This window comes from Devosia sp. SL43, from assembly GCF_021729885.1.
Taxonomy (GTDB): domain Bacteria; phylum Pseudomonadota; class Alphaproteobacteria; order Rhizobiales; family Devosiaceae; genus Devosia.
The window spans coordinates 2896281-2921844 of the sequence record NZ_CP063401.1; the positions used below are offsets into that span (position 1 = coordinate 2896281).

Sequence of the window (25564 nt, forward strand, 5' to 3'; positions counted from 1 at the left end):
CCGCACCATGAGGTCTTCGAGAGTGTCGCGCTCCCAGCAGCCCTCAGGGTGAGGCGGGAGCGCCGCGACCCTCGAACCACGAGGGAGTGGCACTAGGTCCGCAGCACGCCACCACTCGTCTTGGTCACGGCCGCAACCACGGCAGCGGAAATCTTGTCGATGTCCTCATCCGTCAGCGTCTTGCTGGTCGGCTGGATGGTCACTTCGATGGCGACCGACTTCTTGCCCTCGCCAACGTGAACGCCCTCGAACACGTCGAACACGTTGACGTCCTTGATCAGCGCCTTGTCGGCGCCGCGTGCCGCCTTGAGGATGGCGCCGGCGGTGACCGCTTTGTCGACGACGAAGGCGAAGTCGCGGCTGAGTGGCATCAGCGCCGACAGATCGAGCGCCGGCTTGGTGCGCGTGGCTTTCTTGCGCGGCTCGGGCAGGGCGTCGAGATCGAGTTCGAACGCTGCGACCGGCCCGTCAATATCGAGGTCCGCCGCCCAGGCCGGGTGCAGCTCACCGAACCAGCCTAGCGTTTTGGGACCCTGCGCAATACGGCCACCACGGCCGGGATGCGACCAGGCGGCCGGCTCGGCAAAGAGCTGCACCTTGTCAATATCGTAGCCCAGCGCGTCGAGCACGGCGGCAAGGTCGGCCTTGGCGTCGAACACACCGACGGCTTCCGGCTTGCCCGACCAGTGACGGCCGGCGCCGCCGAGTTTGGCCGTGCCGGTGCGGATGCCGGTCGCATAGGTGTGTTGGCCCTCAGGGGCGTCGCTGAGGAAGACCTGGCCGACTTCGAAAATGGCGAGGTCAGCAAGGCCGCGATTGGCATTACGCCGCGCCGCCGCCAGCAGGCCCGGCAGCAGTGACGGGCGCATGTCGGTCATGTCGGAGGCAATTGCATTGGCCAATTGCAGCGCTTCGCTGCCACCGCCAAAGCGCGTGGCTTCGTCGTGGCTGATGAAGCTCCAGGTCACCGCTTCGTCGAGGCCGCGTGCCGCCAGCGCCCGGCGGGCGATGCGGCGGCGATTCTGGATATTGGTCAGCATGCGCGGCGCCACGTGACTGAGACGCGGCAGCGGCTCGACCGGAACATTGTCGACGCCGACCATGCGCATGACTTCCTCGACCAGGTCCGCCTTCTGCGTCACATCGGGGCGCCAGCTCGGCACCTTGACTGTGAGGACATCGCCTTTGGTCGCCGCAATCTCGAAGCCCAGGCGAGCGAGGATGGCATTGACGATCATGGGCTCAACCGAAAGTCCGGTGAGGCGGCGGATTTCGCTGAGCGGGAATTCCACAACCGTATTGGGGAACACGTCCTCGCCGGAGATTGCCGGCTCCATCGGCTCGCCGCCGCAGAGTTCAAGCACCAGCCGCGTCGCCAGCTCAAGGCCGGGCTCGGTCAATGCCGGATCGACATTGCGCTCCAGCCGATAACGGGCGTCCGAGACGATACCGGTCTTTCGGCCGGTGCGGGCGACCAGTTCAGGGTCCCAGCTGGCGCATTCCATGAAGAGGTTGACCGTCTCGTCAGTCGTACCCGAGCGAACCCCGCCCATGATGCCGCCCAGGCAAAGTGGGCCCTGGTCATCGGCGATGACGGTCATGGTCTCGTCGAGCGTATAGATCTTATTGTCCAGCGCATCGAACGTCTCGCCAGCTTTCGCATTGCGCAGCACCGGTTGGCCGACCAGCTTGTCGGCGTCATAGGCGTGGAGCGGGCGGCCCCAACCGAGCGACACCCAGTTGGTGATGTCGACAATGGCGTTGATGGGGCGCAGGCCGACGGCGCGCAGGCGCTGCTGCAGCCATTCCGGCGACGGGCCGTTCTTGACGCCCTTGATATAGCGACCGCCGAACTTGCGGATAGTCTTGGGGTCATCGGCCGAAAACAGCTGCGGCAGCGGCGCGATCGGGCTCTTGCCCTTGGACGGAATCGGCGACATGTCGGTGGCTTTGAGCGTGCCGAGACCGAAGGCAGCCAGATCCCGCGCCACGCCATAAACGCCGGTCGCGTCGCCGCGGTTGGGCGTGATCGAGATATCGAACACCACGCCGTTGATGCCCGCATAGTCGACATATTTCGACCCGATCGGAGCGTCATCCGGCAGGGTTATGATCCCGTCGTGGTCGTTGCTGAGTTCCAACTCTGCGGCCGAGCAAAGCATGCCATTGGACGGCGCGCCGCGAATGACAACGCCGCCCTTGAGCTCGAAATCCTTGCCCGGAATGTACGTACCGGGGAAAGCGAAGACCGACTTCATGCCCGTCTTCACATTCGGCGCGCCGCAGACCACGTCGATCAACTCGCCCGTTCCGGCATCGACCTTGCAGATATTAAGGTGGTCGGAATTGGGATGCGGCTCCGCCTTGACCACTTGGGCCACGACGAACTTCTCCAGGCGCAAGCCCATGTTCTCGACGCCTTCGACCTCGAGGCCGACAGTGGTGAGCGTGGTGGCGATCTCATCGACCGATGCATCGGTGTCGAGGTGATCCTTGAGCCAGTCGAGGGTGAACTTCATGGGTCTGGGCCTTTAGCGGAAGTCGGACTTGCTGCCAGTGATGGCAGGCAGGGAACGGGAGATTTTCATCAGTTCGACGAGCACGTTGGCGAAGCCGCGCGCATCATCGATGGCTTTATGCGTATGGGCGATGTGGCCGTAGAATTCGGCCGGCAACTTGCTCATGCCCCAATCGAGATAGGGGGCGCCGCGCAGCGTGCCGGCCATCGTGTAGAGGCAGACGCCGCCGCCGCGGAAGATCTGCCGCTGTTTGAACGGACCCGACAACACTCGTGTACCCGCAAATTCGTCGAGATAGTGGTCCATCCAGAGGCCGTCAAAGATCATCGGCGCGGCGACGAAGACCTTGGGACCCGGAAGACTTTCGACCCAGTCGGCAAAGCGCGGCATCACCACTGAGGGTTCCTCGGCATTAGCTGTGGTCGCTTCCCAGGCCTCGGGCTGCGTCGCCCACCACGCCATGGTCTGTTCGTTGGTTGTGCGGTCTGGGCGCTGCAACAGCTGGGCTTCGAATTCGCCATGGCGCGTGCCATCGGCCTCGATGGCAACCGAGGCAAAGCTCAGCATGGAATTGTGCAGCGGCGTCGGCCCATCGGACTCGATGTCGGTGACGATGAAGATCGGCGAGACCACCTGATTGTAGAGTGCTCGTCCTGCCGGCAACACTTCGATCAGTTTGAACTGCTCGCAGACCAGCTCGATTTCCGGCGAGAAACCACCATTGCGGGCGAAATAGGCCTCGTGACCGGTGCGCCAGGCCGCATAGTCACCCTCGCCTTCGCGGTCGGTGAAGCTTGGCTCGACGTCCTCGAAGCGCTTGATCTCGATCGACAGGGTTTCAATCACCGCCGCCGGCTCGCCGGCCCCGTTCAGCACCACGTCGCGGCGCCCGGCCACCGGCATGGCCTCCTTGCCCGGACCATAGTCGCGCAGCGCGCCACAGGTTGCCGTCTTCTTGCCCGCTAGCATCAGGCCGAGCAATTCATCGTTCAGCTCGGGCGAGTCGCCGAAGCTGAAGGTGACGGCATTGGCATATTGGGGCGGGAGCTCGGCCATTGGTTTACTGGCTCAGCCCACCAAACAGCGTCGGCAAATCCAACGGGCGGAACCCATAGTGGTCCAGCCAGCGCTGGTCACCGTCGAAGAACGCCCGCAAATCCGGCATGCCGTATTTCAGCATGGCGATGCGGTCGATGCCCATGCCCCAGGCGAAGCCTTGGTAGACATCAGGATCGAGGCCAGCATTTCGGATCACATTGGGATGGACCATGCCGCAGCCCAGGATTTCGAGCCAGTCGCTGCCCTCGCCGATCTTCACTTCACTGCCCGAGCGATCGCATTGCACGTCGACTTCCATCGACGGTTCGGTGAAGGGGAAAAAGCTGGGGCGGAAGCGCAGGGTGACGTTGGGCACCTCGAAATAGGCCTTGAGGAACTCCTCCAGCACCCAGCGCAGCTGGCCGATATGGCTCGACTTGTCGATGACGAGGCCCTCCACCTGATGGAACATCGGCGTGTGGGTCTGGTCGGAGTCATTGCGATAGGTGCGGCCGGGAATGACCACGCGAATGGGCGGATCCATCGATGGCGTCATGTAGCTGGCGGGCGGCTTTTCGTTGGTCTTCTGCATGACGCGGACCTGCACCGGCGAGGTGTGGGTGCGCAGCACCTTCTTCACCCCATCGGCACCCGGCTTCATGAAGAAGGTGTCGTGCATCTCACGGGCCGGATGGCCCTCGGGGAAGTTGAGCGCCGTGAAGTTGAAATAGTCGGTCTCGATATCGGGGCCCTCGGCGATCGAGAAGCCCATGTCGGAGAAGATCGCGGTGATCTCGTCGATGGTCTGGCTGATCGGGTGGATGCGGCCGCGGGCGGTCGGCGCGGGCTGCAGCGGTAGGGTGACATCGACGGTTTCGGCCTTGAGGCGAGCGTCGAGCGCGGCGGATTTGAGCTGGCCGCTCTTAGCCTCGATAAGGCCTGCGATTTCGGCCTTGAGGCCGTTGATGGCGGGGCCGGCGCTCTTGCGCTCTTCGGGGGCCATGGAGCCAAGCGAGGCGAGCAGCGCCGACACGCTCCCCTTCTTGCCCAATGCCGAAACGCGCACTGTGTCGAGCGCGGCGTCGTCGCCTGATGCGGCAATGGCTGCCGAGAGTTCGGCGCGAAGGGTTTCGATCTGGCTATCGAGGGACATCGAGAATACTTCCAAAATTGCTGGCTGCGTTAGAGCAAAACAAAACGCCCCGCGCCAGCCTTCACAGGCGGCGCAAGGCGCTATTTTGACCTCAGCAGAGCTGGGGAGTGTTAGGCGGTGACGCGCTCGTGGGTCGTCTTGTCGACGCTTTCGAGATACGCGAGAGCAGCCTTGGCCTTTGCGACCAGCACGCCGAACGCTTCAGGCTGGGTGATCGCGAGATCGCTCAGCACCTTGCGGTCAACGGCAACCTCAGCCTTGCTGAGGCCGTCGATAAATCGGCCATAGGTCAGCCCGTAATCGCGCACGGCAGCGTTGATACGCTGGATCCAGAGCGCGCGGAAATTGCGCTTCTTGACGCGACGATCGCGGTAAGCGTACTGGCCGGCCTTTTCGACGGCCTGCTTGGCGATACGGATCGTCGACTTGCGGCGGCCATAATAGCCCTCCGCAGCCTTCAAGACCTTCTTATGACGGGCGTGGTTGGTAACGCCTCTTTTAACGCGTGACATGTGTCAGCTTCCTTTCAGCGTTAGCGGTTGTACGGCATGTACCACTTGACCAGACCCTCGTCGCCCTTGGACAGGATCTTGGTGCCGCGGTTCGTGCGAATGTACTTGGCGTTGTGGTTGATCAGGCGGTGGCGCTTGCCGGCGACGCCTGCCTTGACACGACCGGTCGCTGTGAAGCTGAAGCGCTTTTTGGCGCCAGACTTCGTCTTCATCTTGGGCATTTTGCGGGTCCTTGGATAGAGATTGGATGGATTTGGGCCCATCGCATTCAAGAACCGCCACGGCATGCCTTTTGGCCGGGCGGTCCGGAGAAGTGGGGTCTATAGGGGGAATCCGGCGGGCTGGCAAGAGGCCGGGCGGGCAGCATTGAATGTCGATCACGCGGGAGTGTCACCGCAAACGAACACTGCACTGAAACCTTTTGGGCGGGGGCAGCGTAATTACCTGTACAGATCGACATTCCTGGTCTGCGTCAACCCAAGGATTTCATTATGAAAATGCTCAAGATCATTGCCGTTACCGCTACGCTTGTTGCTGGTGTTTCGGCTTCCTACGCCAGCCCGTTCAACGCCATGGGCGGCATCGATACGCTCGACGCCATTGGCTCGGCCACTCATGCCACCGTATTGCAGGCCGATGCCGGCGAGGCCAACTTCCTGCGCTTCGACAATGACGTCGACTCGGTCCAGTCGCGCATCCGCAACAACCCCTACCTGGCGCGCACTGTTGTCGAACAGGGCTACTCGATCGACCAGATCGTTGGCGTGACCGGTAGCGAAACCGACCTGACGATCTACGCGCTCTAATTGAGCCGGTTCGTCTGCCAAGAACGGGCGGTCCCTTGCGGGCCGCCCGCTTTCATTTGAGGCGGGGTTCGAGATGGTCCTCGAACAGCAGGCCGGGTCGGGCAGCCAGCGCGGCGCCATAGAGGCCCTCCGCTTCCAGCGATATCCGCAGGAAACGCGCCACGCCGTCCACCTCAGCCTCGGGCAGGCCGTAATGGCCCGTTTCCAGCCGGCGCAGGATCTCGGTTTTCGACCGGATCATGCCCTCAGCGACATTCTTGCCGTTGCTCATGGATGAACTGCGCTTGATGTAGTCGTGCAGGGGCGTTCCCAGATGCATCGAGGTCGGCGCAGTACGGTAGAGCTGCAGCAGGAATTCGAGGTCGGTCATGTTGCTCATGGTGGGGTCGAAGCGGCCCTCGGCGCGGCGCCGATCCCAGACGATCATCGAATCCATCGAGAGGTTGACCCATTTATGGGTGCCCGGCGTCAGCACGCGATCAGGTCCGTCGCCGACGAACCGCAGGTGCTGGAAATCATCGGTCATCACGTCGAGTGCCGTGCTGACAATGCCGTGATCAGCCAGAGCGCGGACGGCGAGTTCGAGCTTTTGTGGCTTGAGGCGATCATCGGCATCGAGAATGGCGGCATAGGGCGCGTCGATCCGCTCCAGCGCCACATTGCGGGTATTGGAGGCGCCGCGACCCGTGCCGCCGCTCGACAAATACCGGATACGGCTGTCGCTGATACCAGCAGTTGCGAGGAACGCTTCGTAGTCAGCGCCGTCGTCGGCAATTAGCCACAGCTGCCAGTCGGCATGGGTCTGATCAAGCACGCTTTGCACCGTGGTGACGATGGTGTCCTGCGCGTTCCAGGCGGGGGTGATGATGGCAACGGTCTCGGTCATGGGGAAATGTCGGTCTTGAACGGGGAAACGTCCTGTCCCATATCTCTGTCAGGCGCGCGATGCCACTGCTTGGGTCGCGTGCCGAGACGTTGCTTGACGATCAAGGACGGTTTGGATGTCGCGTATTTCGGTGTTTTCAGCCCCATTTCTCCTCGGCTTCGATAGTTTCGAGGAGCGTGTCGACCGGTTGGCCAAGTCCGCCGACGGCTATCCGCCCTACAATATCGAACGCGCCACCGATGCCGAAGGCACCGAGCGTTTTCTGGTCTCCGTCGCGGTCGCCGGCTTTTCCGCCGCCGAACTCGATGTTGTCACAGAAGACAACCAGATCGTGGTGCGCGGCAAGCAGAAGGACGAGGCAGGGCGTGAGTTCCTGCATCGCGGCATTGCCGCCCGGCAGTTCCAGCGTTCGTTTCTTCTGGCCGATGGCATGATCGTGAAGGATGCAACTCTTGGGCATGGTATGCTCGTTATTGCTATAGAGCGCCCCAAGACGCCCAAGATCGCCCGCCGTATCGAAATTCGCTCCGTTTAGAGGAAAGGGCCGACAATGTTTGAAAAGCGTAATGACGAGGCCGCAACGGATCACGTGATCCATCCCCTCAAATCCCTGACCAGCGCCCAGTTCGCGGCGCTTGGCGGCGATGCCGTCGCCTATATGCGCCCGGTCAGCGGCGCCCTGCTCGGCACGATGATCCACGATGCCGAATTCGAGGCGGAGACGGAATATCAGCTGCTGATGTCGGCCGATGGCACGCCGCTGCTGGTGACCGATACCGAAGACGCCGTGACCGACTGGCTCGGCGACAAGAATCTGGGGCTGGCGACGCTGCACTAGCAGCGGTCATAGCCCAAACAAAGAGACCCTCGGGCGACAGCGCCCGAGGGTCTTTGCTTTTGCGTGTTTGGCCTCAGGCCGCGTAATGCGTTGCGACAGGCGCGGTCAGTACGGCATGCAGCCGGTCACAGTCCGCGGTACCACGAAGTTCGTCCACCACCGACTCGGTGCGGAGCAGGCGCGCCACCCGCGACAGGGCCTTGAGATGATCGGCACCGGCGCCGGTCGGCGCCAGCAGCATCACCACCAGGTCGACCGGCTGATCGTCCACCGAATCGAACTCGAGCGGCGAATCGAGCCTTGCGAACAGAGCCGTCACCGATTTCAGCCCGGCGATCTTGCCATGCGGAATGGCGATGCCATTGCCAAGCCCGGTCGAGCCAAGCTCTTCCCGGCTGCTGATGGCCTCGAGGATTTCGGCTTCCGGATGTCCGGTCAGTTCTGCTGCGCGCGCAGCAAGCTGTTCAAATAACTGGCGTTTCGATTTTACGCCGGTGCAACAAAGCACCGCGCGCTCAGCCAGGATATCGGCCAATTCCATTCAGTTCGCCTTGAAATCAACTACACTGGAGTGTGGCTGGGAGCCGTCAATTGGCTCCGAGGGCCGGATCAATCCAGCCTATATTGCCGTCGGAGCGGCGGTAGACCACATTGAGCCCGCCATGTCCAGCGTGGCGAAACATCACAACCTGGCCACCGGTGAGGTCCAACTCCATCACCGCCTCCTCCACGCTCATCTGGCGCAGGTTCTTGGTGGTTTCGGCGATAACCGGTGGTGCATAGTCGTCGTCAACCTCGTCCAGGTCATCGGCGGCACTGAACACGGTGTAGGACGCGGTGAAGCTATCGGCATCGCCATTGATGCCGCGCGGGCGCTGCTTGAGTTTGCGGTTATAGCGGCGCAGGCGCTTCTCGATATTGAGCGCCATCACTTCATAGGCAGAGGTGGCGTCGCCGCCCTGGGCGCTGGCCTGCAGCACCGCGCCGGAATCGAGGTGGACCACGCAATCGGCGCGGAAGCCGATGCCGTCGGGGGTGAGGGTGAGATGTCCGTCATAGCCGCCGTCGAAATACTTCCCGACCACGGCGGCGAAATGATCCTGCGCTTTGCCGCGCAGAGCATCGCCGACATCCATGTTCTTTCCCGAAACGCGTAAGGTCATGGCTTCCTCTTTCCTTTGTCGTTATCAGACACGAGGATCCCTGAAAGCCGGTTCCCGGTTTTCGGGATCACGCCTGCGGCTTACCTGATGTGGGTATGCGGCATGAGCGATGCTAGACCCGCGTGCGCAGCATACGCAATGCGCAAGACCCCCTGCCGGTTCGTTTATCCTTTGGACATCGCCACACAATGGCCTTAGCGTTCGCGGGCGGTTAAGCCGGCTAGGTGATTTGGCGCTATGAGCGCGTGCCGCTAAGCCCGCTCCAGGTTCTTCTTCTGCCGCCGCCGGATCACGGAAGAGGGGATGTTCATGCCCTCGCGATATTTCGCCACCGTGCGTCGGGCCACGTCGATGCCCTGCTCTTTCTTCAGCATCTCGGCGATCGTGTCGTCGGACAGCACATCGGCCAGCACCTCGGCATCGATCAGCTGCTTGATACGATGGCGCACCGCCTCCGCCGAGTGATCGCCACCGCCATCGCTCGACGAAATGGCGGTGGTGAAGAAGTATTTCATCTCGTAGAGGCCACGCGGCGTCGCGATGTACTTGTTGGACGTAACGCGGCTCACGGTCGATTCATGCATGTCGATGGTCTCGGCCACCATGCGCAGGGTCATTGGCCGCAGATGGGCAATGCCGTGGGTCAGAAATCCATCCTGCTGGCGTACGATCTCGGCGGCCACCTTGAGGATTGTCTGGGCGCGCTGGTCGAGACTCTTGGTCAGCCAGTTGGCCGTGGCCAGGCAGTCGGACAGAAAGGCCTTCTCCGCCGGATCGCGCGTCTTCTTGGTCACCGTCGCGTAGTAGACCCGGTTGACCAGCACGCGCGGCAATGTCTCGCTGTTCAGTTCGATCTGCCAGGCACCGTCATTGCCACGGCGCACGAAGACATCGGGCACCACCGCTTCCACCGGACCGCTGTCGAAGGCCAAACCCGGCTTGGGATCGAGCTGGCGCAGCTCGCCCAGCATGTCCATCAGGTCTTCGCGGTCGCAGCCCACCGCTTTCATCAGGCCGGCCATATTGTGTTCGGTCAGCATGGCGATGTTGTCGAGCAGCGCCAGCATCATTGGATCGAGCCGATCGCGCTCGCGCAGCTGGATGGCGAGGCATTCTGGCACAGTGCGGGCGAACACCCCGATCGGATCGCAGCCCTGCAGGGCTTCGAGCACTGCTTCGATATCGCCCAGTTCGGTGCCAAGCAGGTCGGCCAGCGCTTGGAGGTCGGTGGTGAGGTAACCCGCTTCGTTCAACCCATCGATCAGGTGCCGGGCAATCAGGCGATCGGCCGGCATCCGCAGGATCATGTTGGCCTGGTTTTCGAGGTGCTCGCTGAGCAGCGGGCGCGAGGCGACGAACTGGTCGAGATCGGGGGCCTCGCCGCCCTCGCTCGACCCATTGCGGTCGAGGCGGCTTTGCGGGTTGAGCTGGTCCTGAGCACCTTGGTCGGGAAAGACGTTTTCCACCGCCGTGTCGTAGCCATCGGCGATGGAATTGGCGTCCTGGATGCGATCGCCGCGATCGACGGTGTCTTCGTAGGCGCTGATTTCGGTGGAGCGCTCCGGTGCTTCGGCAGGCTCGGTCTCGCCGGGTTCGGCGCCGTCCTCGCGTTCGAGCAGCGGATTGCGCAGCAATTCGGTATCGACGAAATCGTTGAGTTCAAGGTGGCTCAGCTGAAGCAGACGGATCGACTGCATCAGTTGCGGCGTCAGCGTCAGGCTCTGGGCCTGGCGGAATTCAAGACGCGGCGAAAGAGCCATTAATGGTCAGACCTTTAGCGCAAACATCAGCCGTTGCCGGCCGCTTCCCGGATCGGACCATGACTCATTTTTGGGCAGGCCGCAAGCGCAAGGGCAAGTTCCGTGCCAAGTTGGCACGCGGGCTTGCAAGCTGGGTTGCCACGCCCTCGTGGTTCGAGGCTCGCGAAGAGCTCACACCTCACCATGAGGGCTACAGGGCACTCGGTTTATCAACAGCCCTCATGGTGAGGTGCGCTTCTTCAGCGCCTCGAACCACGAGGGCGTGCCACCAGCGCGGCTAGATTTCGAAGTTCTCGCCCAGATACACCCGGCGTGCATCCGGATCGGCGCTGATGGTCTCGGGGCGGCCCTGGATCATCACCTTGCCGCCATGGATGACATAAGCGCGGTCGACCAGGCCCAGCGTCTCGCGCACCGCATGATCGGTGATGAGCACGCCGATGCCCCGCTGGGTCAGCTGGCGGACAAGGCCCTTGACCTCGGCCACGGCAATCGGATCGACGCCGGCAAACGGCTCGTCGAGCAGCATGAAGGCGGGATCGGCCGCCAGTGCCCGGGCGATCTCGACGCGACGGCGCTCGCCGCCGGACAAAGCCAGCGCATTGGACTTGGCCAGGTGCTGGATGGAAAACTCTTCCAGCAGCGATTCAAGCCGCGCCTTGCGCTCCGCCCGGCCCTTCACGTGATTCTCCAGCACCGCCAGGATATTGCCGCTGACGGTGAGACCACGGAAGATCGAGGGTTCCTGCGGCAGATAACCGATGCCCAATTGCCCGCGCTGGAACAGCGGCAGGTGGGTGATGGCGCGGCCATCAAGCTGGATCGAGCCGGCATCGGGCTTCACCAGCCCCATGATCATGGTGAAAACCGTTGTCTTGCCGGCGCCATTGGGACCGAGCAGGCCAACCGCTTCGCCGCGACGCACCGCGATCGACACATCCCGCACCACGATGCGCTTGCCAAAGCTCTTGGCCAGGCTATGGGCCACCAGCCAGCCGGTCTGGTCGATGCGGGGCTTGGTCTGCGTCTCGGTCATTGCGAGGTAAAAACCCCGGTGACCCGGCCACCATTGCCGCTGGTGAAGGTCGAGACATTGGTGGCCAGATTGACCACCAGCTCGTTTGAATTGACGGTGCCGCCCGAATTGGTCACCACCACATTGCCCGTCAACCGCAGCAACTGATCGCCGGGTGTGAACACCGCCTGCTCGCCGGTCGCAACCTGGTCGGTGGTCTGCAGTTTGACGTTACCCGTCGCCACGAAGCTCTCGATATCGGAGGTTCCGCCGGCGCCATAGGTGGCGACCACCTTGGGCGCCCAGACCGTCACAGTCGGGTGGGTCACCACCACATTGCCGGTGAAGACCGCATTCTTGGTCGCTTCATCGATGGTGAAGAGGTCTGCGGTGATATTGACCTTCTGCTGCGCCAAAGCGGGCGAGGCAGCCAAAGCCAGCATCAGGAACGCGACCAGGCGGAGCATCATGGTGTGGTGATTTCCGATGGTTCTGGTTCCTGTGTGTCCAGTCCGGGCGTGCCGGGCAAGGTGACGTTAGCCCCTGAAAATGTCCAGACCATGCTCTTGGCGTCATACGTCATGCCGACGCCATCGAGCGTGGTGCCATCGGCATAGTCGATATGGACGGCGCCCTCGCCCACCAGTGTCTGACTGGCATAGTCGAACACCGAATCGTAAATGGTGCCCGAGGTGCCGGTGGAATCCTCGACATAGGCGACGTCGGTAATGGTGACGATTTCTCGCGTGGAATCGAGCAGGGCGCTTGGAGCGTTGACTTCCATGGTCACCCCGGTGACGCGATTGAGGGTCAGCGCCGCGTCGATCAGCCCGATCTGGTCGGTGCTTTCGATGGCGGCCTCGGCCGAGGCCGCCCAGACGCGATAGGTGGTGCCATCTTCCAGCACGCCCGAATATTCGGGCGCCTCGATCGACACCGCGTCGCGGCTCACCGAGATACGACCGACGCCGAAGCGGTTGGAGAGGCTCGATATGTAGATCTGGCCGATCAGCGCCACCAGGATGACGGCGCCCAAAGCCGGCACACCGATGCGCAGGATGCCGACGAGCCGGTTGCGCCCTTCCAGGCGCCGGTAGAGGGCGAGGCGTTGGCTGGCATTGGCCTGCTGGTTCATCCGGCGTCCTCGGCTCAGGTATGAGCGAAGATGTCGGTTTCGTCCCAGCCAAGCAAATCAAGTTCACAGCGCGTCTTGAGGAAATCAAAGCAGGCCCGGGCAATGTCGCTGCGGCCCTCGCGCACCAGCATGCGATCGAGATGGCGCTTGAGATCATGCAGGTAGAGCACGTCGGAAGCGGCATAATCGAGTTGGGATTCGCTGAGCTTGTCACCACCCCAGTCCGAGCTTTGCTGCTGCTTGTTGAGATCGACGTTCAGCAGTTCGCGCACCAGATCCTTGAGGCCATGCCGGTCGGTATAGGTCCGCACCAGCTTGCTGGCGATTTTGGTGCAATAGATCGGCCCCGTCACCACGCCGAAGCGATGCTTGAGCACGGCGACGTCGAAGCGGGCATAGTGGAAAATCTTGGTGACATCAGGATTGCCCAGCAGCTTGACCAGATTGGGCGCGTCACTGGCATTCTGCGGAATTTGCACAATGTCGGCACTGCCATCGCCGGGCGACAACTGCACCACGCACAGCCGATCGCGATGCGGGTTGAGGCCCATGGTCTCGGTATCGATCGCCACCTCGCGGCCGTCATAGTTATTGAGGTTCGGCAAGTCGCCGCGATGCAGTCGGATGGCCATGAACAGTCTCGATGTTGCTTGCAGTCCGTGATGACACAGCAAAACGGCGATGGGAAGGCGGTCAGACCACCCGCTTGCGCTTCCGCCCGGCGACCACCGAGATCAACAACCCCGCAATCAGTGCGATCAACAGCGGCCAGTAGCGGACTTGCGAGAACACCGTGCTCGCCAGCCGCTCATGCGGGCGCGCGTCGAGCGCCGCCATCTGCATGGGGGGCAGCTCGGCGGTGATCCGACCCAGCGGATCGGTGGCGAAGGTGAGGCCGGTATTGGCTGCGCGGATCAGGCTCATGCCTTCTTCCACTGCACGCACCCGCGCATGATGGGCATGCTGGGCCGGGCCAATGGAGTTGTCGAACCAGGCATCGTTGGTGATGTTGAACAGGAACTGCGCGCTGGCCGTATCGCCGAGATCGCCCGAAAACAGGATTTCGTAGCAGATCAATGCCAGCAGCGACGGCGTGTTGGGCAGGTTCATCAGCCGGCGGCGGGCATCGCCATGCGCCCAGCCTTCGGCACCGGGCACGAACTGCTTGATGCCGATCTTGCCCAGCAGCTCGCCAAACGGCAGGAACTCGCCGAACGGCACCAGGTGGGACTTGTCGTAGCTGGCGACGACCTCGCCATTGGTATCGATGGCGAGCAGGGCGTTGAACGGTGGCCCAGCCCTGGTGGTGTCGCCAGGCTCATACTGCTGGCGCGGGGCACCCGTCAGCAGCATCGCGCCATCGGGCAGCATGCGGGCGATGCGGGCCAAGGCTTCCGGATAGGTCGAGAGGAAGAACGGCAGGCTCGATTCCGGCCATACCAGATGCGTAATGTCAGCCAGTCCCTGGTCGGACGGGTCCATGCGCATGTCACTGAGCATCAGCAGGCGATCGATCAGCGCTACCGGGTCGACATTGCCGAAATCGGTATGCTCATAGACCAGCGGCTGCACCAGCCGCATGGCAATATCGGTGCGCTCGGTCGACACCGTGCCGGTCAGGCGATTGTAGCCATAGGCGAGCTGCCCGGCGATCACCAGCAGCGCGATGAACAGCGGTAGCAGCCGCCGGCTGAGGCTTCTGTTATCCGCCGGCCAGATCAGCGCCGGGGTCATGGCGAGGAGCGCGGCCACCAGCGTCAGGCCATAGATGCCGATGACCGAGGTGATCTGCATCATCTCGTCGGTCGGCGTCAGCGCATAGCCCAGCAGGTCGAACGGGAAACCGGTCAGCACATGGCCGCGCGCCCATTCGGCAATGGTGAGGAAGGTGGCGAGCGTCACGATGCGCCAGGCGCCATGCGACCAGAACAGATGCGCCAGCGCACTGGCCACGCCCCAGAAGAAGGCAATCATCGCCGCCAGCGCCAGAATGGCGAAGGGCATCAGCACCAGCATGATGCCGCCATCGACAAAGAAGGCAGCACCCAGCCAGTGGAAGGCCACGGTGAAGTAACCCCAGCCAAAGGCAAAGCCGATGCTGAAAGCCGGACCGAAGACGCGCCGCCAGCCACGACCAGGTTCGGCGCCATCGAGGCACCAGATCCAGATCGGGAAGGCGATGAACAGAGCCGGGACGATGAACAGCGGCGGTACCGAGAGACCGGCAATGGCGCCCGCGACGACCAGCAGCAGGAAGCGCCGCCAGCCATGGCTCAGCATGGCAGTTTCGGCCAGCCAGGTCATATCAGGGTGCTCGGCGAATCAGGACGCATGGGGGCAAGCTGGCTGGTGGGGCAGGGACCGTCAAGGCAGGCGCAGAGCAGGCATCCTCTGGTTCGGCTTCGCAATCGCAAAAGCCGATGCTAGACATCAATTCTCAGCGATTTTCGCGTCTTACATAAGCCGAACCGATGGACCTCGACCAACTTCGTACCTTTGACCGCATCGTGCGCGAGCAGAGCTTTACCCGCGCTGCGGCCTATCTCAACATCACCCAGGCGACGGCCTCCATGCGTATCCGGGCGCTGGAGAGCCTGCTCGGCGTGTCGCTGTTCGTGCGCGGCCGCACGGTGACGCTGACCGACCAGGGCATGACGTTCCTGCCGTTCGCGCGCCGCATCATCGGCACGGCGCAGGAGGGCCGCGAGGCCCTGCGTCGGGTCGAGCGCGGCCGCATCGCCATCGCATCGCTGCGCAGCCTCGTCAGCCCGCTGATCACCGAGCCGCTGCTGCGCTTCCAGGAAAAATATCCTGGCGTCGACGTGGTGGTGAATGAGGGGCGGCAGGCGCAGATCGCTGCCATGCTGCATGAGCGCGATGTCGAGATGGGCATCCTGTGCTGGCCCAATATCGATCCCCTGCTCGTGGACCTGGTGCCGCTGGTGGTGATGCGCGAGCGGGTGCCGCTGGTGGTCGCGCCCGAAATCGCGGCGCAACTGTCGGCACAACCCAGCATCGAGGAGGTTCTGGCCCTGGTGCCGCGTGTCATCTCGCTGCGCTGGTGGCAGGCAGAGCCCGAGACGGCGGCTGCTTTGGTGCGGCTGGCCAAGACCAGCGTCGAGCTGCCCACCGGTCCGGCGCGGCGGCTGGCGGTGAAGGGGCAGGGCCTCGGCTTCTTCGTCAATTCGGCCATTGCGGACGATGTGGCGGCTGGGCGGCTGGTCGAGATTGCGCCCGTCAATTTCGAACCGTTGCATCGCGACACCGCCATGGTGGTGCGCTCCACTTCAGCCCTCGATCGCGACATGCTGGCCGATTTCATCGCCGAGATCGCCCAGGAATGCGCCAAGGTGGGGATGATTATCGACAATCGGCTGGTAGAGCTGACCTCGGCTGCATAAGCTCGGCAGCGGAGGACTACCGATGCCAGACTATGATTTCGTGATTGCCGGCGGCGGCTCGGCGGCAAGCGTCGCGGCGATGCGGCTGGTCAGCGAATTCGGCTTTCGCGTGCTCATCATCGAGCGCGGCCCGGCCACGACCAACCGGGTCATGGCCATGCCCGCCGGCTACATGAAGTATCTGGCCCGCGACGATTTTCTCGAAATGCACAAGACGGTGCCGCAGCCGCAACTGGGTGGCCGCGCCCCCATCGTGCCCGTCGGCAAGGCACTGGGCGGCGGCAGCGCGGTCAATGCCATGGTCTATATGCGCGGCCAGGCCGAGGATTATGACGGCTGGGCCGCCGGGTTGGGCAATACCGGCGAATGGTCGTACCGGGACATGCTGCCCCATTTCACCGGCATCGAGGCCAATAGCCGGTTCAACGACCAGTATCACGGCATATCGGGCAATCTGCGGGTGTCGGAGCCGGGTCAAATATCGCCGACAACCGAGGACTTTCTGCTGGCCGCACAGGGGCTGGGTCATGCCTTCAACCCAGACTTCAACGGCGTCAGGCAGAACGGCGTTGGCATCATGCAGCACACCTATGGCCAATGGGGTCGCTACAAGGAGCGCTCCGACGCCAAGAAGGCCTTTCTCGATCCGCTCAAGGATGATGGCAGGCTGACCATCATCACCGGCGCGCGGGTCGATCGCATCGTGGTCGAGAACGGCCATGCGCGCGGGCTGGTCTACGAGAAGGACGGTCAGCAAAACACCGTCCATGCCGAGCGCGAAGTGCTGGTCGGATCAGGCACCTATAACAGCGCCAAACTGATGCTGCTGAGTGGCATCGGGCCGGCCGATCACCTGCGCCAGCACGGCATCGACGTCGTGGCGGACATTGCCGGGGTGGGGCAGAACCTGCAGGATCATCACGAAGTCCCTGTCATCGCCACTACGCGCGGTCCCTCGGGCTATTTCGGCCAGGACAAGGGCTGGAACATGGTGCGCAATGGGCTGCAGTACCTGCTGTTCAATTCGGGTCCGGTCACCACCACGGGCATCGAGGCCTGCCTGTTCTTCGATCCCGATGGCGGCGAGCGGCCGACCATCCAGCTCTATTGCGCCCCCATCGTCTATCTTGACCGCGACGTCAGCGCCGCCGAGCCGACCTGGGGCGTCACCTTCACCTCATGCCTGCTGCGACCCAAGGCGCGCGGCAGCGTGACGCTGCGTTCCGCCGATCCAGGGGATCAACCACTGGTCAACTGCAACTTCTTCGGTGATCCCGACGATCTGCGGCTGACCATCGCGGCCCTGCACACCGCCCGCAAACTGCTGGCGACCGAGCCCTTCAAGAGCAAGATCGCCGACGAACTGCTGCCGGGCGCCGGTGTGATTGAAGACCAGGCGGCGCTGGAGCGCTATTGCGGTCAGACGGTCAAGACCAACTATCACCCGGTGGGCACCCTGCGCATGGGCGTCGACAGCGATCCGACGGCGGTGGTGGGGCCCGATCTCAAGGTGCGCGGCATCACCGGCCTGCGGGTCATCGATTGCTCGATCATGCCGCAGATCGTCTCGGGCAACACCAATGCGCCCGCCATGGCGATTGGCAGCAAGGCGGCGAGTTTGATCGCGGCAGATTACTAGCCAATCAGCCCCGCTGCCTTGGCGGCCGAAAGATAGCTGCGGCTGATAGGCACAACGGTGCCGTTCTCCAGCTCGAGCATCGGTTTGCCGGATTGGCGCATGGCGCGGTGCACCGCATCGAGGGCAACCCAGTGGGAGCGGTGGACCTGCAGCCCCTGAACAGGTGCGGTTTCGCGTATGGCGTCGGAGAGGCGCATCAGCAGCAGGGCTCGGCCCCTGTCGGTGGCAACATCGACATAGTGATCGGCCACCGCGATATGCAGCAGGCGTCCGCGCTGCGGATAGGGCAGGCGCTCCAGCAAAGCGGGGGACGCCATCGCGACCGGCGCGGCGGCATGCGGCGCGAGAACGGCGCCCAGGACGCCGACGGCCGCTGAGATGACGGTGCAGTAGAACCACAGTGTCAGCAGGTTGAGCGGCTGGGCCCACAGGCCGAATGCAATCACGTTGATTGCAGCCACGACCAGGACAACGGGAAGACCAGCAAGAGCTCCGGCAAGAGCTGCCCGCGGCAGCCAATACAGATGGTCACCTATGAGTCGCTCAGCCAGGGTCGTCACTGTGGTGCCCATGGCGGCCGTTGAGAGGACGACCGCTGTCCAGTAACCCAATCGCCCCAGGGGCGGCATTTCAAACGTTCCGAACGGACCGATGAGCCCGACCACAAGGCTGAGCACGGCCAGCACGGACCAGGTCCGGGCATTGCGCGCAAGGACGCGCATTTCACGAAGCGTGGATTGCAGGGCGGTGAAATTCACGTAGCGGGCTTGCCGTTGGCGAAAGGAGCGTTGCGCGGCAGAGTCTAGCCGTTCATGCCGGGTTGGCAATCCCCAGCAAGGTGCTTCCTCATGTCGCTCGACCCCCTGCTCCAGGCCACTCCGGCCATCCAGATCCACGCGTTCTCGGCCATTGCCGCCTTTGCGCTCGGTGCCTTCGTGCTCTGGCGCAAAAAGGGTACGCGGCTGCATCGAACGCTGGGCATGGTCTGGGTCGTGCTGATGCTTGTGGTGGCGACCAGTTCGTTGTTCATCAACGAAATCCGGCTCATCGGCCCCTTCAGTCCGATCCACATCTTTGCCGCCATGACCTATATCGGCCTTGGCCAGTCGCTGTGGGCCATCCGCGTCCAGCGCAACGTTGCGGCGCACCGGGCTGGGATGCAGGGCGTCTATCTTGGGGCGCTGTTGTTGGCCGGCGCCTTCACCTTCCTGCCGGGCCGGCGCATGCATGCAGTGCTGTTTGGCGCCGATGCCGGCTGGACCCCGTCGCTGATCGTTATCGGCGCCGCCTTGGTCGCGACCGCCATTCTGTGGTGGCGGCTGCGGCGCGCCAGTCCACTGGTTACGCTGCGGTCCAGAACGTCGTGAGTTCACGCCGCCATGCCTGCGTGGCGTCCAGATTGGAGCAGTGACCGCCCAGCGGCAGTTCCGTCACCGTCCAGTTCGGCCGCGGCGTGATGCGTCGCAGCGTGGGTCGCAACGCCAGGTTGACGGCCGTATCGTGGCCGCCCACCAGCACAAGAACCGGACCGGCGAATCCCAGCGCATTGTCGAGCAGATCATAGCGCCGCACATGCGCGCTGATCGCAGCGCCAACCTTTGGATCAAACGCATGCGCCATAGCCGCGATCACCGGTCGCGCTGGCCTGTGCCGCGTCGTGTTGAAGGCGGTGACGCGCGACAGCAGCCTGCGGCCCAGCACGCCATAGAGCAGCGGAAATACCGGACTGACCACCGCTGGCAGATTCAGCGCGAAGGCCGTGCCGAACAAGGCCAGCGAGGCAAACCGCTGTGGCTCCCGGCCGATGAGGTCGAGCGCGACGATGCCACCCAGCGAGTTGCCCACCCAGTGGACTGACGCAGCTCCGGCATGATCGAGCATCGCGCCCATATCGTCCGCCATGGTGCGGATCGAATAAGTGTCCGGCCCGATTTCCAGTGGTGCGGTCGATCGGCCGTGGCCGCGCAGATCGGGCAGCAATACCCGGTAACCCAGACCCGCAAAATGCTCTGCGTCGGCGGTGAACTGCAGGCTTCCGGCCGCCAGCCCGTGACACAACACCACCATGGGTGCATCGGGCGCGCCGATAGCGGCATAGCTCAACAGCACCCCGTCCGGCGCGCGATAGTTCTGGTGCTGCAGATGCGATCCTCCCAGATCAGGCGTTGCCGATCAGGATTCCCGCGGCAAACACCAGCGAACCACCCAGCACCACCTGCATCACGGCCCGCCAGAACGGGGTCTGCATGTAGCGGTTCTGGATGAACGCGATGGCCCAGAGTTCCACGAGAACCACGGCAATGGCAACAGAGGTGGCGATGGTGAAGTCGTGGATCAGGTAGGGCAGCGCATGGCCCAGGCCACCAATCGCCGTCATGATGCCGGCGGCAAGGCCGCGCTTGATGGGTGAGCCACGCCCCGTCAGCTTGCCATCGTCCGAAGCGGCCTCGGTAAAGCCCATCGAAATGCCCGCGCCGATGGCGGCGGCAAGGCCAACCAGAAAGGTCTGGTGCGTATCGCCGGTGGCAAATGCAGCGGCAAACACCGGGGCCAGTGTTGACACCGACCCATCCATCAAGCCGGCCAGACCCGGCTGCACATAGGTCAGCACGAACTGCCGGTGCGACTCGCTGCTTTCGCTGTCGCGCCCCTCGGCGCCCAGCACGCCCGCATCGATGCGATCTGCCGCGTCGGCATGCTTGCGCTCCTGCGCGGCCAGATCGCCCAGCAGCTTGCGAATACCGGCATCGGTGATCTGCTTGGCCGCCTCCATGTAGAAGCGGTAGGCGCCCTCCTCCATCTCCCACACCTGCTGGCGTACGGCTTCCAACGTCAGCGATTTCATCAGCCATAGCGGCTTGCGCGCCACGAAACCCTTCACATGCTCGCGGCGGATGGGGACCAGCCGCTTACCGAAGCGCTCGACATAGAGATCGAGCAGCCGTCGACGATGCTCATCCTCCTCGGCCGCCATGCCCTCGAACAAGGCCGCCGAGCCCGGATAGGCCTCGGCAAGGCGCGTGGCAAATTCGAAATAGATACGCCCATCCTCCTCCTCGGCAGCGACCGCCAGGGAGAGGATTTCACGTTCGGACAGTGAGGTGAACGGGCGGCGGTTGTCGGGCAGCAGCGTGAACATCGGGTGCTTCATAAATTAGAATAGTTCTAAACAATGATTAGAACGGTTCTAAGGTGAAGGCAAGAGTGTGAGGCGAGCGTAGTGGGCGGCGCGGGACCGGTGGAACCTCCAAACCTTCAGTCGACACCCTCCCCCTTGTGGGGAGGGATCAAGGGAGGGGGTAGCCCAACCTATAGGACTCGCGGGAGAACCCCCACCCGACCCCTTCGGGGCCACCCTCCCCACAGGGGGGGGGACATCGATTGTTGGCTCGCTGCGCGTTATACCAGCATCGACTGCTGCGCAAAGATCGCGGCCATCGCGCCGTTCGAGCTGGCCAGCGTCACCGACGCCATCGGATTGGCTAGGTCTCCAGCCGCGTAGATGCCCTTGATGCTGGTCTCGCGACGCTCATCCACCTTGAGCACCATCCCAACCGGCCCATCGACCGTCTCCAGCCCAAGCGCCTCATGCAGCTTCGCCGAAGGTCGGTTGCGCGGATGGGCGAACAGGACATCGACCGCGACATGAAAGCCGGTATCGAGATTGACGGTCGATATCTGGCCCATGTCATGGGCGATTTCGATGATCTTGCCATCGACCACCGGCACATTGCGCCGCGCGAGATCAGCTCGATCGTCTGCGCTGATCTCGTGGCCATCGGCAAACAGCGTCAGTCGGTCCGTCCAGTCGTGGAACAGCGTCACAGCGTGAATGGAATGCGGGCCGGAATAGACCAGCCCCCAATGCTGCCCCGCCACCTCGAAGCCATCGCAATAGGGGCAGGGCACGATGGACTTGCCCCAGCTCTCGGAAAAGCCGGGGATATCCGGCATCTGGTCCGTAACGCCGTAGCTCAGCAACAGGCGGCGCGCTTTCAGCGTCTCGCCGTCATCAGTCAGTACGGAGAAGTCGTCGAGGGCGCCGGAAATGCTGTCGGCCCGCGCAGTGACCAGCTTGATCGTGGGGTAGCGAGCGAGTTGCTGCCGTGCCGCTGCCAGAATCTCCAGCGGCGGCTTGTGATCGTGGCCGAGCAGGCCGTGCGAATGCCCGGCAAAGCGATTGCGCGGCAGGCCGGTATCGAGAACGGTGATCTTGCGGCGGGCGCGCCCGAGCTGCAACGCACCGGCAAGGCCGGCAAAGCTGCCGCCGATGATGATGACGTCATCCATGAGAATGGCTTTCGTGATTGGGAAAAAGGGGGTGGGGCGTCGCCTGACGGGCGATGTCGTCGAGCGAGACGCGCTCAAGCCTTGCCGCCAGCAGCGCTTCGGCATCGGCTAGGAACTCACCCATCACCGCATTGACCGATCGCACGATGCCGCACTGGATATCGCCGGGGTCGCTTTCGGTCCGGATGAGGAGGCTCTCGCCCATGGCGGCATAAATTGATCGCAACGTGATCTCGGCTGCCGGACGCAGCAGCCGCCATCCCCCATCGGGGCCTTTTGCGGCACCGACAATGCCGGCCTCGCGCAATTCTCCCAGCACCCGGCGCACCACGACCGGATTGGTCATCAGGCATTGCGCCAGGGTTGTCGAACTGATGGCGGTATCGGGCTGCTTGTGCAGATGGACGAGCGCATGCAAAGCGAGGGAGAGGCGACTGGAGCGTTTCATGTAACTTTAATTGTTACATATAAATCGACCTGTCAACCCTGGCGCGCAATCCTGCTTCCGCCGCAATGGCGCGGTGATATGCTCCGGCGTCTGCGGCGCTCCGGGAGGACCCCATATGAAAACCTTGCTTACGGCCCTGGCTCTCAGCCTGGCCTTCGGATCAACCGCCTTTGCCTTCGACGCCGAGACCCAGGACGTGATTGGCCGCCACAAGGCCAACAAGCCGCTCAACAGCACCGATATCGCCACGCTGATGCGATCGAGCGAACGGTGGTGCTATGCAGAAGACGCCGGCACCTGTTCATGGTCCGATATCTATCTCGACGTCACCGACGAAGGCGCCGAATTCGAGATTGGCAATGCCTGGAGCGAGACGGTCGACGTGATGTTCACCGATACCGGCGTGTTCAAGGACAGCCGCTACATCTGCGAAGCCGGCATAGACTGGGTGCCGACCCTGCGCGCCGCCAACCGCTCGGACAACACGATCGTAACAGGCAAAGAGCTCAAGCAGATCAAGACCGACCTCTATGCAACGCAATCGGAAACCGTCATCGACTGCTTCGACTACCTCTATCGCGGCTCCGATGCCGAAACCCAGACGATAACGCTGCTGCAGCGGCAATATACCGAGGACGTCTACGATCCCAGCAAGGACACCGAGGTGACCCTGCATTTCAATGCGGACAACGCGGCAGCACTCACCTGGCGCTGGTAGCAGATCGGGGCAAAGCCGGCGGGCACGGCTTGCATTGACCGCGGCTATGGGGTTTGTGTCGCCAGCAATCGACCAGGGCCTGCCATGAACCCCATTCGCCAAGGTGCGACCGCCGCACTCGGCCACATCACCCTGACCGCTCTCCTCGTGCTGCCATGCGTGCTGGGAAGCTACGCAGCCTATATTGCGCTGCTGGCCACCCTGCTCGCACTGGTGGTGGGCTTTGACAGGGCTGCCTTGTTCGCGGCGACGCAGGCGGGCTGGGTGCGGATGATGGCGGCCGCCTTTGCATTGCTTGCCGTGGCTTTCGTGGTGGGTGCAAAGACCCAGCAAGATGCGCTCTACGCGCTCGATTTTCTCCCGCTGCTGCTGGCGGCACCAGCCGTGATGATGCTGCAGACGATGCGGGTGGCCAATGGCCCACAATATCTGGCGCGACTGGCTCTGGCCGGATCGGCAGCAGCCGTTCTGGCCGGGGCATATGACCTGCTTGTACTGGGACTGGACCGCGCCAAGGGACTCGAAAACAGCCCTATCCACTTTGCCGACTACGCCATGATGCTCGGCTTCATGGCGCTAGTTGGCGTGATCGTGGACCGCTCGCGCTGGCGCTGGGTCTATGTCCTGGGGCCAGTCTTCGGGCTGGTGGCCGTGCTGCAATCGGGTACGCGCGGCGCGCTCCTGGTGGGTGGATTGCTGGCCGTGATCTTCGTGCTGACCCTGTGGCGTCGGTGGATTCGCCGCTGGCGTGAGGCTTTGGCGGCCCTCGCCGTGGGCGTGGCAATAGTGGTTGCTGCCGCCTTAGCCGCCGAGGTAATGGGCTTCGCGCGGCCATTCGGAGCGCTGTCGGTCGTCGGCGATCTCATCGCCGGGCGGCCGGTAACCGACTACTCGACGGCCCTCCGTCTGGACTTCTATTCAAGCGGGTTGCGCGCTATTGCCGATGCGCCCTGGTTTGGGCATGGCTGGCACAACCAGATCAAGAGTGCCTTGCCCTATTTCAGCGAGGCGACGCTGGCCGCCTATGCCAATGAGGGCTGGGGCTTCATCCACAATGAACCGCTCGGCTTTGCCATCAGCGGTGGGCTGGTGGGTTTCGTGGCCTATTGGCTCTTCACGCTGGCGCCCATCGCGGCCCATGTCACAGCCCCCAAGGGCAAGGGATCCGACATCCGGCTCAGCCTGATTCTGACCCTGGTGGGTGGATTCTTCCTCGGGGGGATGACGGATGTGCTGATGATGTGGGAATTGCCCAAGATGATGTTCGTTATTCTCACCGCCGCCATCGTTGTGCTGGCCGGTCCGCGGCAGCAAGAGGTCTAGTTGACACAAGCACCCATCCACATCGCGCTGACCTTCGACGATAATTTCTGGGCGCCGGCCTATGCCACCATGCGCTCGATTTGCCTGTTCACGCATCGCCGCAGCGACCTGGTGTTCCACCTCTGCCACCGTACCCTGACCGATGCGCATCGCGCCGACCTGCTGGCGATCACCGAAGAATTCCCGATCACCCTCCGCTGGTATGATCTCGACGCCTCCGAGCTGTTCCGTGATGTCGCCAAGCGCATGCCCGAGAACAAGCGCCTCTCCAACATCGTCTATGCCCGTCTGATGATCGACCGGCTGGTCGGCCCCGACGTGTCCCGCGTGCTTTATCTCGATTGCGACATGCTGGTGCGCGACAATATCGAGAAGCTGTTCGATATCGACATGGAGGGTCGCCCGATCGCGGCGGTACGAGACAGCATCGGCGCCTTCATCACCGGCCGTCGCGACCTCAAGAGCAATCGCGACCTGTTCGATCCCGCCGATGCCTATTTCAATGCCGGCATGGTGCTGATCGACGTGGCCCAATGGCGCGACGCCGATATCATCGGCCGCATGGAGAAGGCGCTTCGGGATGGCGTAATGGCGCGCATCTATTACGACCAGGACTTTTTGAATCTGGTCTTCCAGCGCAACTGGCTGCAGCTAGCCTGGCGCTGGAACACCATCGATGCCCGCCACGCCCATGAAGGGCTCGATCCGGCCATCCTGCACTATACCGGCGAGAACAAGCCCTGGGGGGTTCTCTCAGGCATCCTGCAATCGGTTGCCTTCGCCCGGCTCTATCGCCACGTGATGACCAACGACCTCTTCTACCAGTTCGCCCGCCACCGCTGGAAGCGCTGGTGGAAGAAGAAGCTGGGGCTGGGACGCTAGTGCCATGCCCTCGTGGTTCGAGGCGCCAAGAGGCGCAC

27 protein-coding genes and 1 pseudogene are annotated in these 25564 nt (G+C 63.1%); 9 read left to right on the forward strand and 19 right to left on the reverse strand.

What is annotated here, in order from left to right; all coding sequences use genetic code 11:
* Positions 1 to 92: 92 nt before the first annotated feature.
* From pheT to rpmI, 5 genes are all read right to left on the reverse strand, one after another.
* On the reverse strand, positions 93 to 2519 hold the full coding sequence (gene pheT, locus IM737_RS14280; RefSeq protein ID WP_236894768.1) for a phenylalanine--tRNA ligase subunit beta: 2427 nt from the start codon (positions 2517 to 2519) through the stop codon (positions 93 to 95).
* A 12-nt stretch (positions 2520 to 2531) separates the two neighbouring features.
* A complete protein-coding gene (locus tag IM737_RS21015; RefSeq protein ID WP_336886205.1) occupies positions 2532 to 3575 on the reverse strand; it encodes an ASCH domain-containing protein in 1044 nt (347 codons plus the stop codon).
* 4 nt (positions 3576 to 3579) lie between these two features.
* A complete protein-coding gene (gene pheS, locus IM737_RS14295; RefSeq protein ID WP_236894769.1) occupies positions 3580 to 4710 on the reverse strand; it encodes a phenylalanine--tRNA ligase subunit alpha in 1131 nt (376 codons plus the stop codon).
* Positions 4711 to 4820: 110 nt separating this feature from the next.
* Positions 4821 to 5222, reverse strand: coding sequence for a 50S ribosomal protein L20 (rplT, locus tag IM737_RS14300; RefSeq protein WP_236894770.1), 402 nt, complete (start codon positions 5220 to 5222; stop codon positions 4821 to 4823).
* Between the two features lie 20 nt (positions 5223 to 5242).
* Positions 5243 to 5443: a 50S ribosomal protein L35 gene (gene rpmI, locus IM737_RS14305; RefSeq protein ID WP_035099236.1), complete on the reverse strand. Its 201-nt coding sequence runs from the start codon at positions 5441 to 5443 to the stop codon at positions 5243 to 5245.
* A gap of 270 nt (positions 5444 to 5713) precedes the next feature.
* On the opposite strand from rpmI, the gene IM737_RS14310 reads away from it, so the two are divergent.
* Positions 5714 to 6028 carry a hypothetical protein gene (locus IM737_RS14310; RefSeq protein WP_236894771.1) on the forward strand — a complete coding sequence of 105 codons (315 nt, stop codon included), beginning with the start codon at positions 5714 to 5716 and terminating at the stop codon, positions 6026 to 6028.
* Positions 6029 to 6080: 52 nt separating this feature from the next.
* Here the strand turns inward: IM737_RS14310 and IM737_RS14315 are convergent, their stop codons facing one another.
* Complete coding sequence (locus IM737_RS14315; RefSeq protein ID WP_236894772.1) at positions 6081 to 6914, reverse strand: glycosyltransferase family 2 protein; 834 nt, start codon at positions 6912 to 6914, stop codon at positions 6081 to 6083.
* A gap of 115 nt (positions 6915 to 7029) precedes the next feature.
* Here IM737_RS14315 and IM737_RS14320 point away from each other — a divergent pair, with 115 nt between their 5' ends.
* On the forward strand, positions 7030 to 7449 hold the full coding sequence (locus IM737_RS14320; RefSeq protein ID WP_236894773.1) for an Hsp20 family protein: 420 nt from the start codon (positions 7030 to 7032) through the stop codon (positions 7447 to 7449).
* A 15-nt stretch (positions 7450 to 7464) separates the two neighbouring features.
* Positions 7465 to 7752, forward strand: coding sequence for a DUF1150 family protein (locus tag IM737_RS14325; protein WP_236894774.1), 288 nt, complete (start codon positions 7465 to 7467; stop codon positions 7750 to 7752).
* A 73-nt stretch (positions 7753 to 7825) separates the two neighbouring features.
* Here the strand turns inward: IM737_RS14325 and IM737_RS14330 are convergent, their stop codons facing one another.
* The 8 genes and pseudogenes from IM737_RS14330 to lnt form a co-directional block, all read right to left on the reverse strand.
* The gene (locus tag IM737_RS14330; protein ID WP_236894775.1) at positions 7826 to 8293 is read right to left on the reverse strand and encodes a PTS sugar transporter subunit IIA; all 468 of its coding nucleotides are present in this window, start codon (positions 8291 to 8293) and stop codon (positions 7826 to 7828) included.
* A 46-nt stretch (positions 8294 to 8339) separates the two neighbouring features.
* The gene (locus IM737_RS14335; protein WP_236894777.1) at positions 8340 to 8915 is read right to left on the reverse strand and encodes a ribosome hibernation promotion factor; all 576 of its coding nucleotides are present in this window, start codon (positions 8913 to 8915) and stop codon (positions 8340 to 8342) included.
* Between the two features lie 251 nt (positions 8916 to 9166).
* The gene (gene rpoN, locus IM737_RS14340) at positions 9167 to 10675 is read right to left on the reverse strand and encodes an RNA polymerase factor sigma-54 (RefSeq protein WP_236894779.1); all 1509 of its coding nucleotides are present in this window, start codon (positions 10673 to 10675) and stop codon (positions 9167 to 9169) included.
* 277 nt (positions 10676 to 10952) lie between these two features.
* A pseudogene (gene lptB, locus IM737_RS14345) lies at positions 10953 to 11672 on the reverse strand (LPS export ABC transporter ATP-binding protein); the annotation flags it as partial.
* A gap of 35 nt (positions 11673 to 11707) precedes the next feature.
* Entirely contained in the window at positions 11708 to 12160 is a 453-nt protein-coding gene (locus tag IM737_RS14350; protein ID WP_236894781.1) for an LptA/OstA family protein, read from the reverse strand.
* Positions 12157 to 12825, reverse strand: coding sequence for a hypothetical protein (locus IM737_RS14355; RefSeq protein ID WP_236894783.1), 669 nt, complete (start codon positions 12823 to 12825; stop codon positions 12157 to 12159). The genes IM737_RS14350 and IM737_RS14355 overlap by 4 nt, the downstream gene beginning before the upstream one ends.
* 14 nt (positions 12826 to 12839) lie before the next feature.
* Complete coding sequence (locus IM737_RS14360; RefSeq protein ID WP_236894785.1) at positions 12840 to 13457, reverse strand: ribonuclease D; 618 nt, start codon at positions 13455 to 13457, stop codon at positions 12840 to 12842.
* A gap of 61 nt (positions 13458 to 13518) precedes the next feature.
* Positions 13519 to 15129 (reverse strand): apolipoprotein N-acyltransferase, encoded by a 1611-nt coding sequence (lnt, locus tag IM737_RS14365; protein ID WP_236894788.1) that lies wholly within the window; start codon positions 15127 to 15129, stop codon positions 13519 to 13521.
* A gap of 167 nt (positions 15130 to 15296) precedes the next feature.
* On the opposite strand from lnt, the gene IM737_RS14370 reads away from it, so the two are divergent.
* Positions 15297 to 16226: a LysR family transcriptional regulator gene (locus IM737_RS14370; RefSeq protein WP_236894789.1), complete on the forward strand. Its 930-nt coding sequence runs from the start codon at positions 15297 to 15299 to the stop codon at positions 16224 to 16226.
* Positions 16227 to 16248: 22 nt separating this feature from the next.
* On the forward strand, positions 16249 to 17865 hold the full coding sequence (locus tag IM737_RS14375) for a GMC family oxidoreductase (protein WP_236894791.1): 1617 nt from the start codon (positions 16249 to 16251) through the stop codon (positions 17863 to 17865).
* Here the strand turns inward: IM737_RS14375 and IM737_RS14380 are convergent.
* The gene (locus IM737_RS14380; RefSeq protein WP_236894794.1) at positions 17862 to 18587 is read right to left on the reverse strand and encodes a LytTR family DNA-binding domain-containing protein; all 726 of its coding nucleotides are present in this window, start codon (positions 18585 to 18587) and stop codon (positions 17862 to 17864) included. The genes IM737_RS14375 and IM737_RS14380 overlap by 4 nt on opposite strands.
* Positions 18588 to 18713: 126 nt before the next feature.
* Between IM737_RS14380 and IM737_RS14385 the strand changes: the two genes are divergently transcribed.
* Positions 18714 to 19232 (forward strand): DUF2306 domain-containing protein, encoded by a 519-nt coding sequence (locus tag IM737_RS14385; RefSeq protein WP_236894795.1) that lies wholly within the window; start codon positions 18714 to 18716, stop codon positions 19230 to 19232.
* Here IM737_RS14385 and IM737_RS14390 read toward each other — a convergent pair.
* From IM737_RS14390 to IM737_RS14405, 4 genes are all read right to left on the reverse strand, one after another.
* On the reverse strand, positions 19207 to 19968 hold the full coding sequence (locus IM737_RS14390) for an alpha/beta fold hydrolase (protein ID WP_236894796.1): 762 nt from the start codon (positions 19966 to 19968) through the stop codon (positions 19207 to 19209). The genes IM737_RS14385 and IM737_RS14390 overlap by 26 nt on opposite strands.
* 55 nt (positions 19969 to 20023) lie before the next feature.
* Positions 20024 to 21004, reverse strand: coding sequence for an iron exporter MbfA (mbfA, locus tag IM737_RS14395; RefSeq protein ID WP_236894797.1), 981 nt, complete (start codon positions 21002 to 21004; stop codon positions 20024 to 20026).
* Between the two features lie 260 nt (positions 21005 to 21264).
* Positions 21265 to 22155, reverse strand: coding sequence for an NAD(P)/FAD-dependent oxidoreductase (locus IM737_RS14400; protein ID WP_236894798.1), 891 nt, complete (start codon positions 22153 to 22155; stop codon positions 21265 to 21267).
* Entirely contained in the window at positions 22148 to 22603 is a 456-nt protein-coding gene (locus IM737_RS14405; RefSeq protein WP_236894799.1) for an RrF2 family transcriptional regulator, read from the reverse strand. The genes IM737_RS14400 and IM737_RS14405 overlap by 8 nt, the downstream gene beginning before the upstream one ends.
* Before the next feature lie 115 nt (positions 22604 to 22718).
* Between IM737_RS14405 and IM737_RS14410 the strand changes: the two genes are divergently transcribed.
* From IM737_RS14410 to IM737_RS14420, 3 genes are all read left to right on the forward strand, one after another.
* Positions 22719 to 23321, forward strand: coding sequence for a hypothetical protein (locus IM737_RS14410; RefSeq protein WP_236894800.1), 603 nt, complete (start codon positions 22719 to 22721; stop codon positions 23319 to 23321).
* A gap of 84 nt (positions 23322 to 23405) precedes the next feature.
* Positions 23406 to 24644, forward strand: coding sequence for an O-antigen ligase family protein (locus IM737_RS14415; RefSeq protein WP_236894801.1), 1239 nt, complete (start codon positions 23406 to 23408; stop codon positions 24642 to 24644).
* A complete protein-coding gene (locus IM737_RS14420) occupies positions 24645 to 25526 on the forward strand; it encodes a glycosyltransferase family 8 protein (protein ID WP_236894802.1) in 882 nt (293 codons plus the stop codon).
* Positions 25527 to 25564: the final 38 nt, after the last annotated feature.

What these genes read in the sequence shown, in the direction of transcription:
- pheT (WP_236894768.1), bottom strand. Translation starts at nt 2,519, where the DNA reads ATGAAGTTCACCCTCGACTGGCTCAAGGATCACCTCGACACCGATGCA.
- IM737_RS21015 (WP_336886205.1), bottom strand. Translation starts at nt 3,575, where the DNA reads ATGGCCGAGCTCCCGCCCCAATATGCCAATGCCGTCACCTTCAGCTTC.
- pheS (WP_236894769.1), bottom strand. Translation starts at nt 4,710, where the DNA reads ATGTCCCTCGATAGCCAGATCGAAACCCTTCGCGCCGAACTCTCGGCA.
- rplT (WP_236894770.1), bottom strand. Translation starts at nt 5,222, where the DNA reads ATGTCACGCGTTAAAAGAGGCGTTACCAACCACGCCCGTCATAAGAAG.
- rpmI (WP_035099236.1), bottom strand. Translation starts at nt 5,443, where the DNA reads ATGCCCAAGATGAAGACGAAGTCTGGCGCCAAAAAGCGCTTCAGCTTC.
- IM737_RS14310 (WP_236894771.1), top strand. Translation starts at nt 5,714, where the DNA reads ATGAAAATGCTCAAGATCATTGCCGTTACCGCTACGCTTGTTGCTGGT.
- IM737_RS14315 (WP_236894772.1), bottom strand. Translation starts at nt 6,914, where the DNA reads ATGACCGAGACCGTTGCCATCATCACCCCCGCCTGGAACGCGCAGGAC.
- IM737_RS14320 (WP_236894773.1), top strand. Translation starts at nt 7,030, where the DNA reads ATGTCGCGTATTTCGGTGTTTTCAGCCCCATTTCTCCTCGGCTTCGAT.
- IM737_RS14325 (WP_236894774.1), top strand. Translation starts at nt 7,465, where the DNA reads ATGTTTGAAAAGCGTAATGACGAGGCCGCAACGGATCACGTGATCCAT.
- IM737_RS14330 (WP_236894775.1), bottom strand. Translation starts at nt 8,293, where the DNA reads ATGGAATTGGCCGATATCCTGGCTGAGCGCGCGGTGCTTTGTTGCACC.
- IM737_RS14335 (WP_236894777.1), bottom strand. Translation starts at nt 8,915, where the DNA reads ATGACCTTACGCGTTTCGGGAAAGAACATGGATGTCGGCGATGCTCTG.
- rpoN (WP_236894779.1), bottom strand. Translation starts at nt 10,675, where the DNA reads ATGGCTCTTTCGCCGCGTCTTGAATTCCGCCAGGCCCAGAGCCTGACG.
- IM737_RS14350 (WP_236894781.1), bottom strand. Translation starts at nt 12,160, where the DNA reads ATGATGCTCCGCCTGGTCGCGTTCCTGATGCTGGCTTTGGCTGCCTCG.
- IM737_RS14355 (WP_236894783.1), bottom strand. Translation starts at nt 12,825, where the DNA reads ATGAACCAGCAGGCCAATGCCAGCCAACGCCTCGCCCTCTACCGGCGC.
- IM737_RS14360 (WP_236894785.1), bottom strand. Translation starts at nt 13,457, where the DNA reads ATGGCCATCCGACTGCATCGCGGCGACTTGCCGAACCTCAATAACTAT.
- lnt (WP_236894788.1), bottom strand. Translation starts at nt 15,129, where the DNA reads ATGACCTGGCTGGCCGAAACTGCCATGCTGAGCCATGGCTGGCGGCGC.
- IM737_RS14370 (WP_236894789.1), top strand. Translation starts at nt 15,297, where the DNA reads ATGGACCTCGACCAACTTCGTACCTTTGACCGCATCGTGCGCGAGCAG.
- IM737_RS14375 (WP_236894791.1), top strand. Translation starts at nt 16,249, where the DNA reads ATGCCAGACTATGATTTCGTGATTGCCGGCGGCGGCTCGGCGGCAAGC.
- IM737_RS14380 (WP_236894794.1), bottom strand. Translation starts at nt 18,587, where the DNA reads ATGCGCGTCCTTGCGCGCAATGCCCGGACCTGGTCCGTGCTGGCCGTG.
- IM737_RS14385 (WP_236894795.1), top strand. Translation starts at nt 18,714, where the DNA reads ATGTCGCTCGACCCCCTGCTCCAGGCCACTCCGGCCATCCAGATCCAC.
- mbfA (WP_236894797.1), bottom strand. Translation starts at nt 21,004, where the DNA reads ATGTTCACGCTGCTGCCCGACAACCGCCGCCCGTTCACCTCACTGTCC.
- IM737_RS14400 (WP_236894798.1), bottom strand. Translation starts at nt 22,155, where the DNA reads ATGGATGACGTCATCATCATCGGCGGCAGCTTTGCCGGCCTTGCCGGT.
- IM737_RS14405 (WP_236894799.1), bottom strand. Translation starts at nt 22,603, where the DNA reads ATGAAACGCTCCAGTCGCCTCTCCCTCGCTTTGCATGCGCTCGTCCAT.
- IM737_RS14410 (WP_236894800.1), top strand. Translation starts at nt 22,719, where the DNA reads ATGAAAACCTTGCTTACGGCCCTGGCTCTCAGCCTGGCCTTCGGATCA.
- IM737_RS14415 (WP_236894801.1), top strand. Translation starts at nt 23,406, where the DNA reads ATGAACCCCATTCGCCAAGGTGCGACCGCCGCACTCGGCCACATCACC.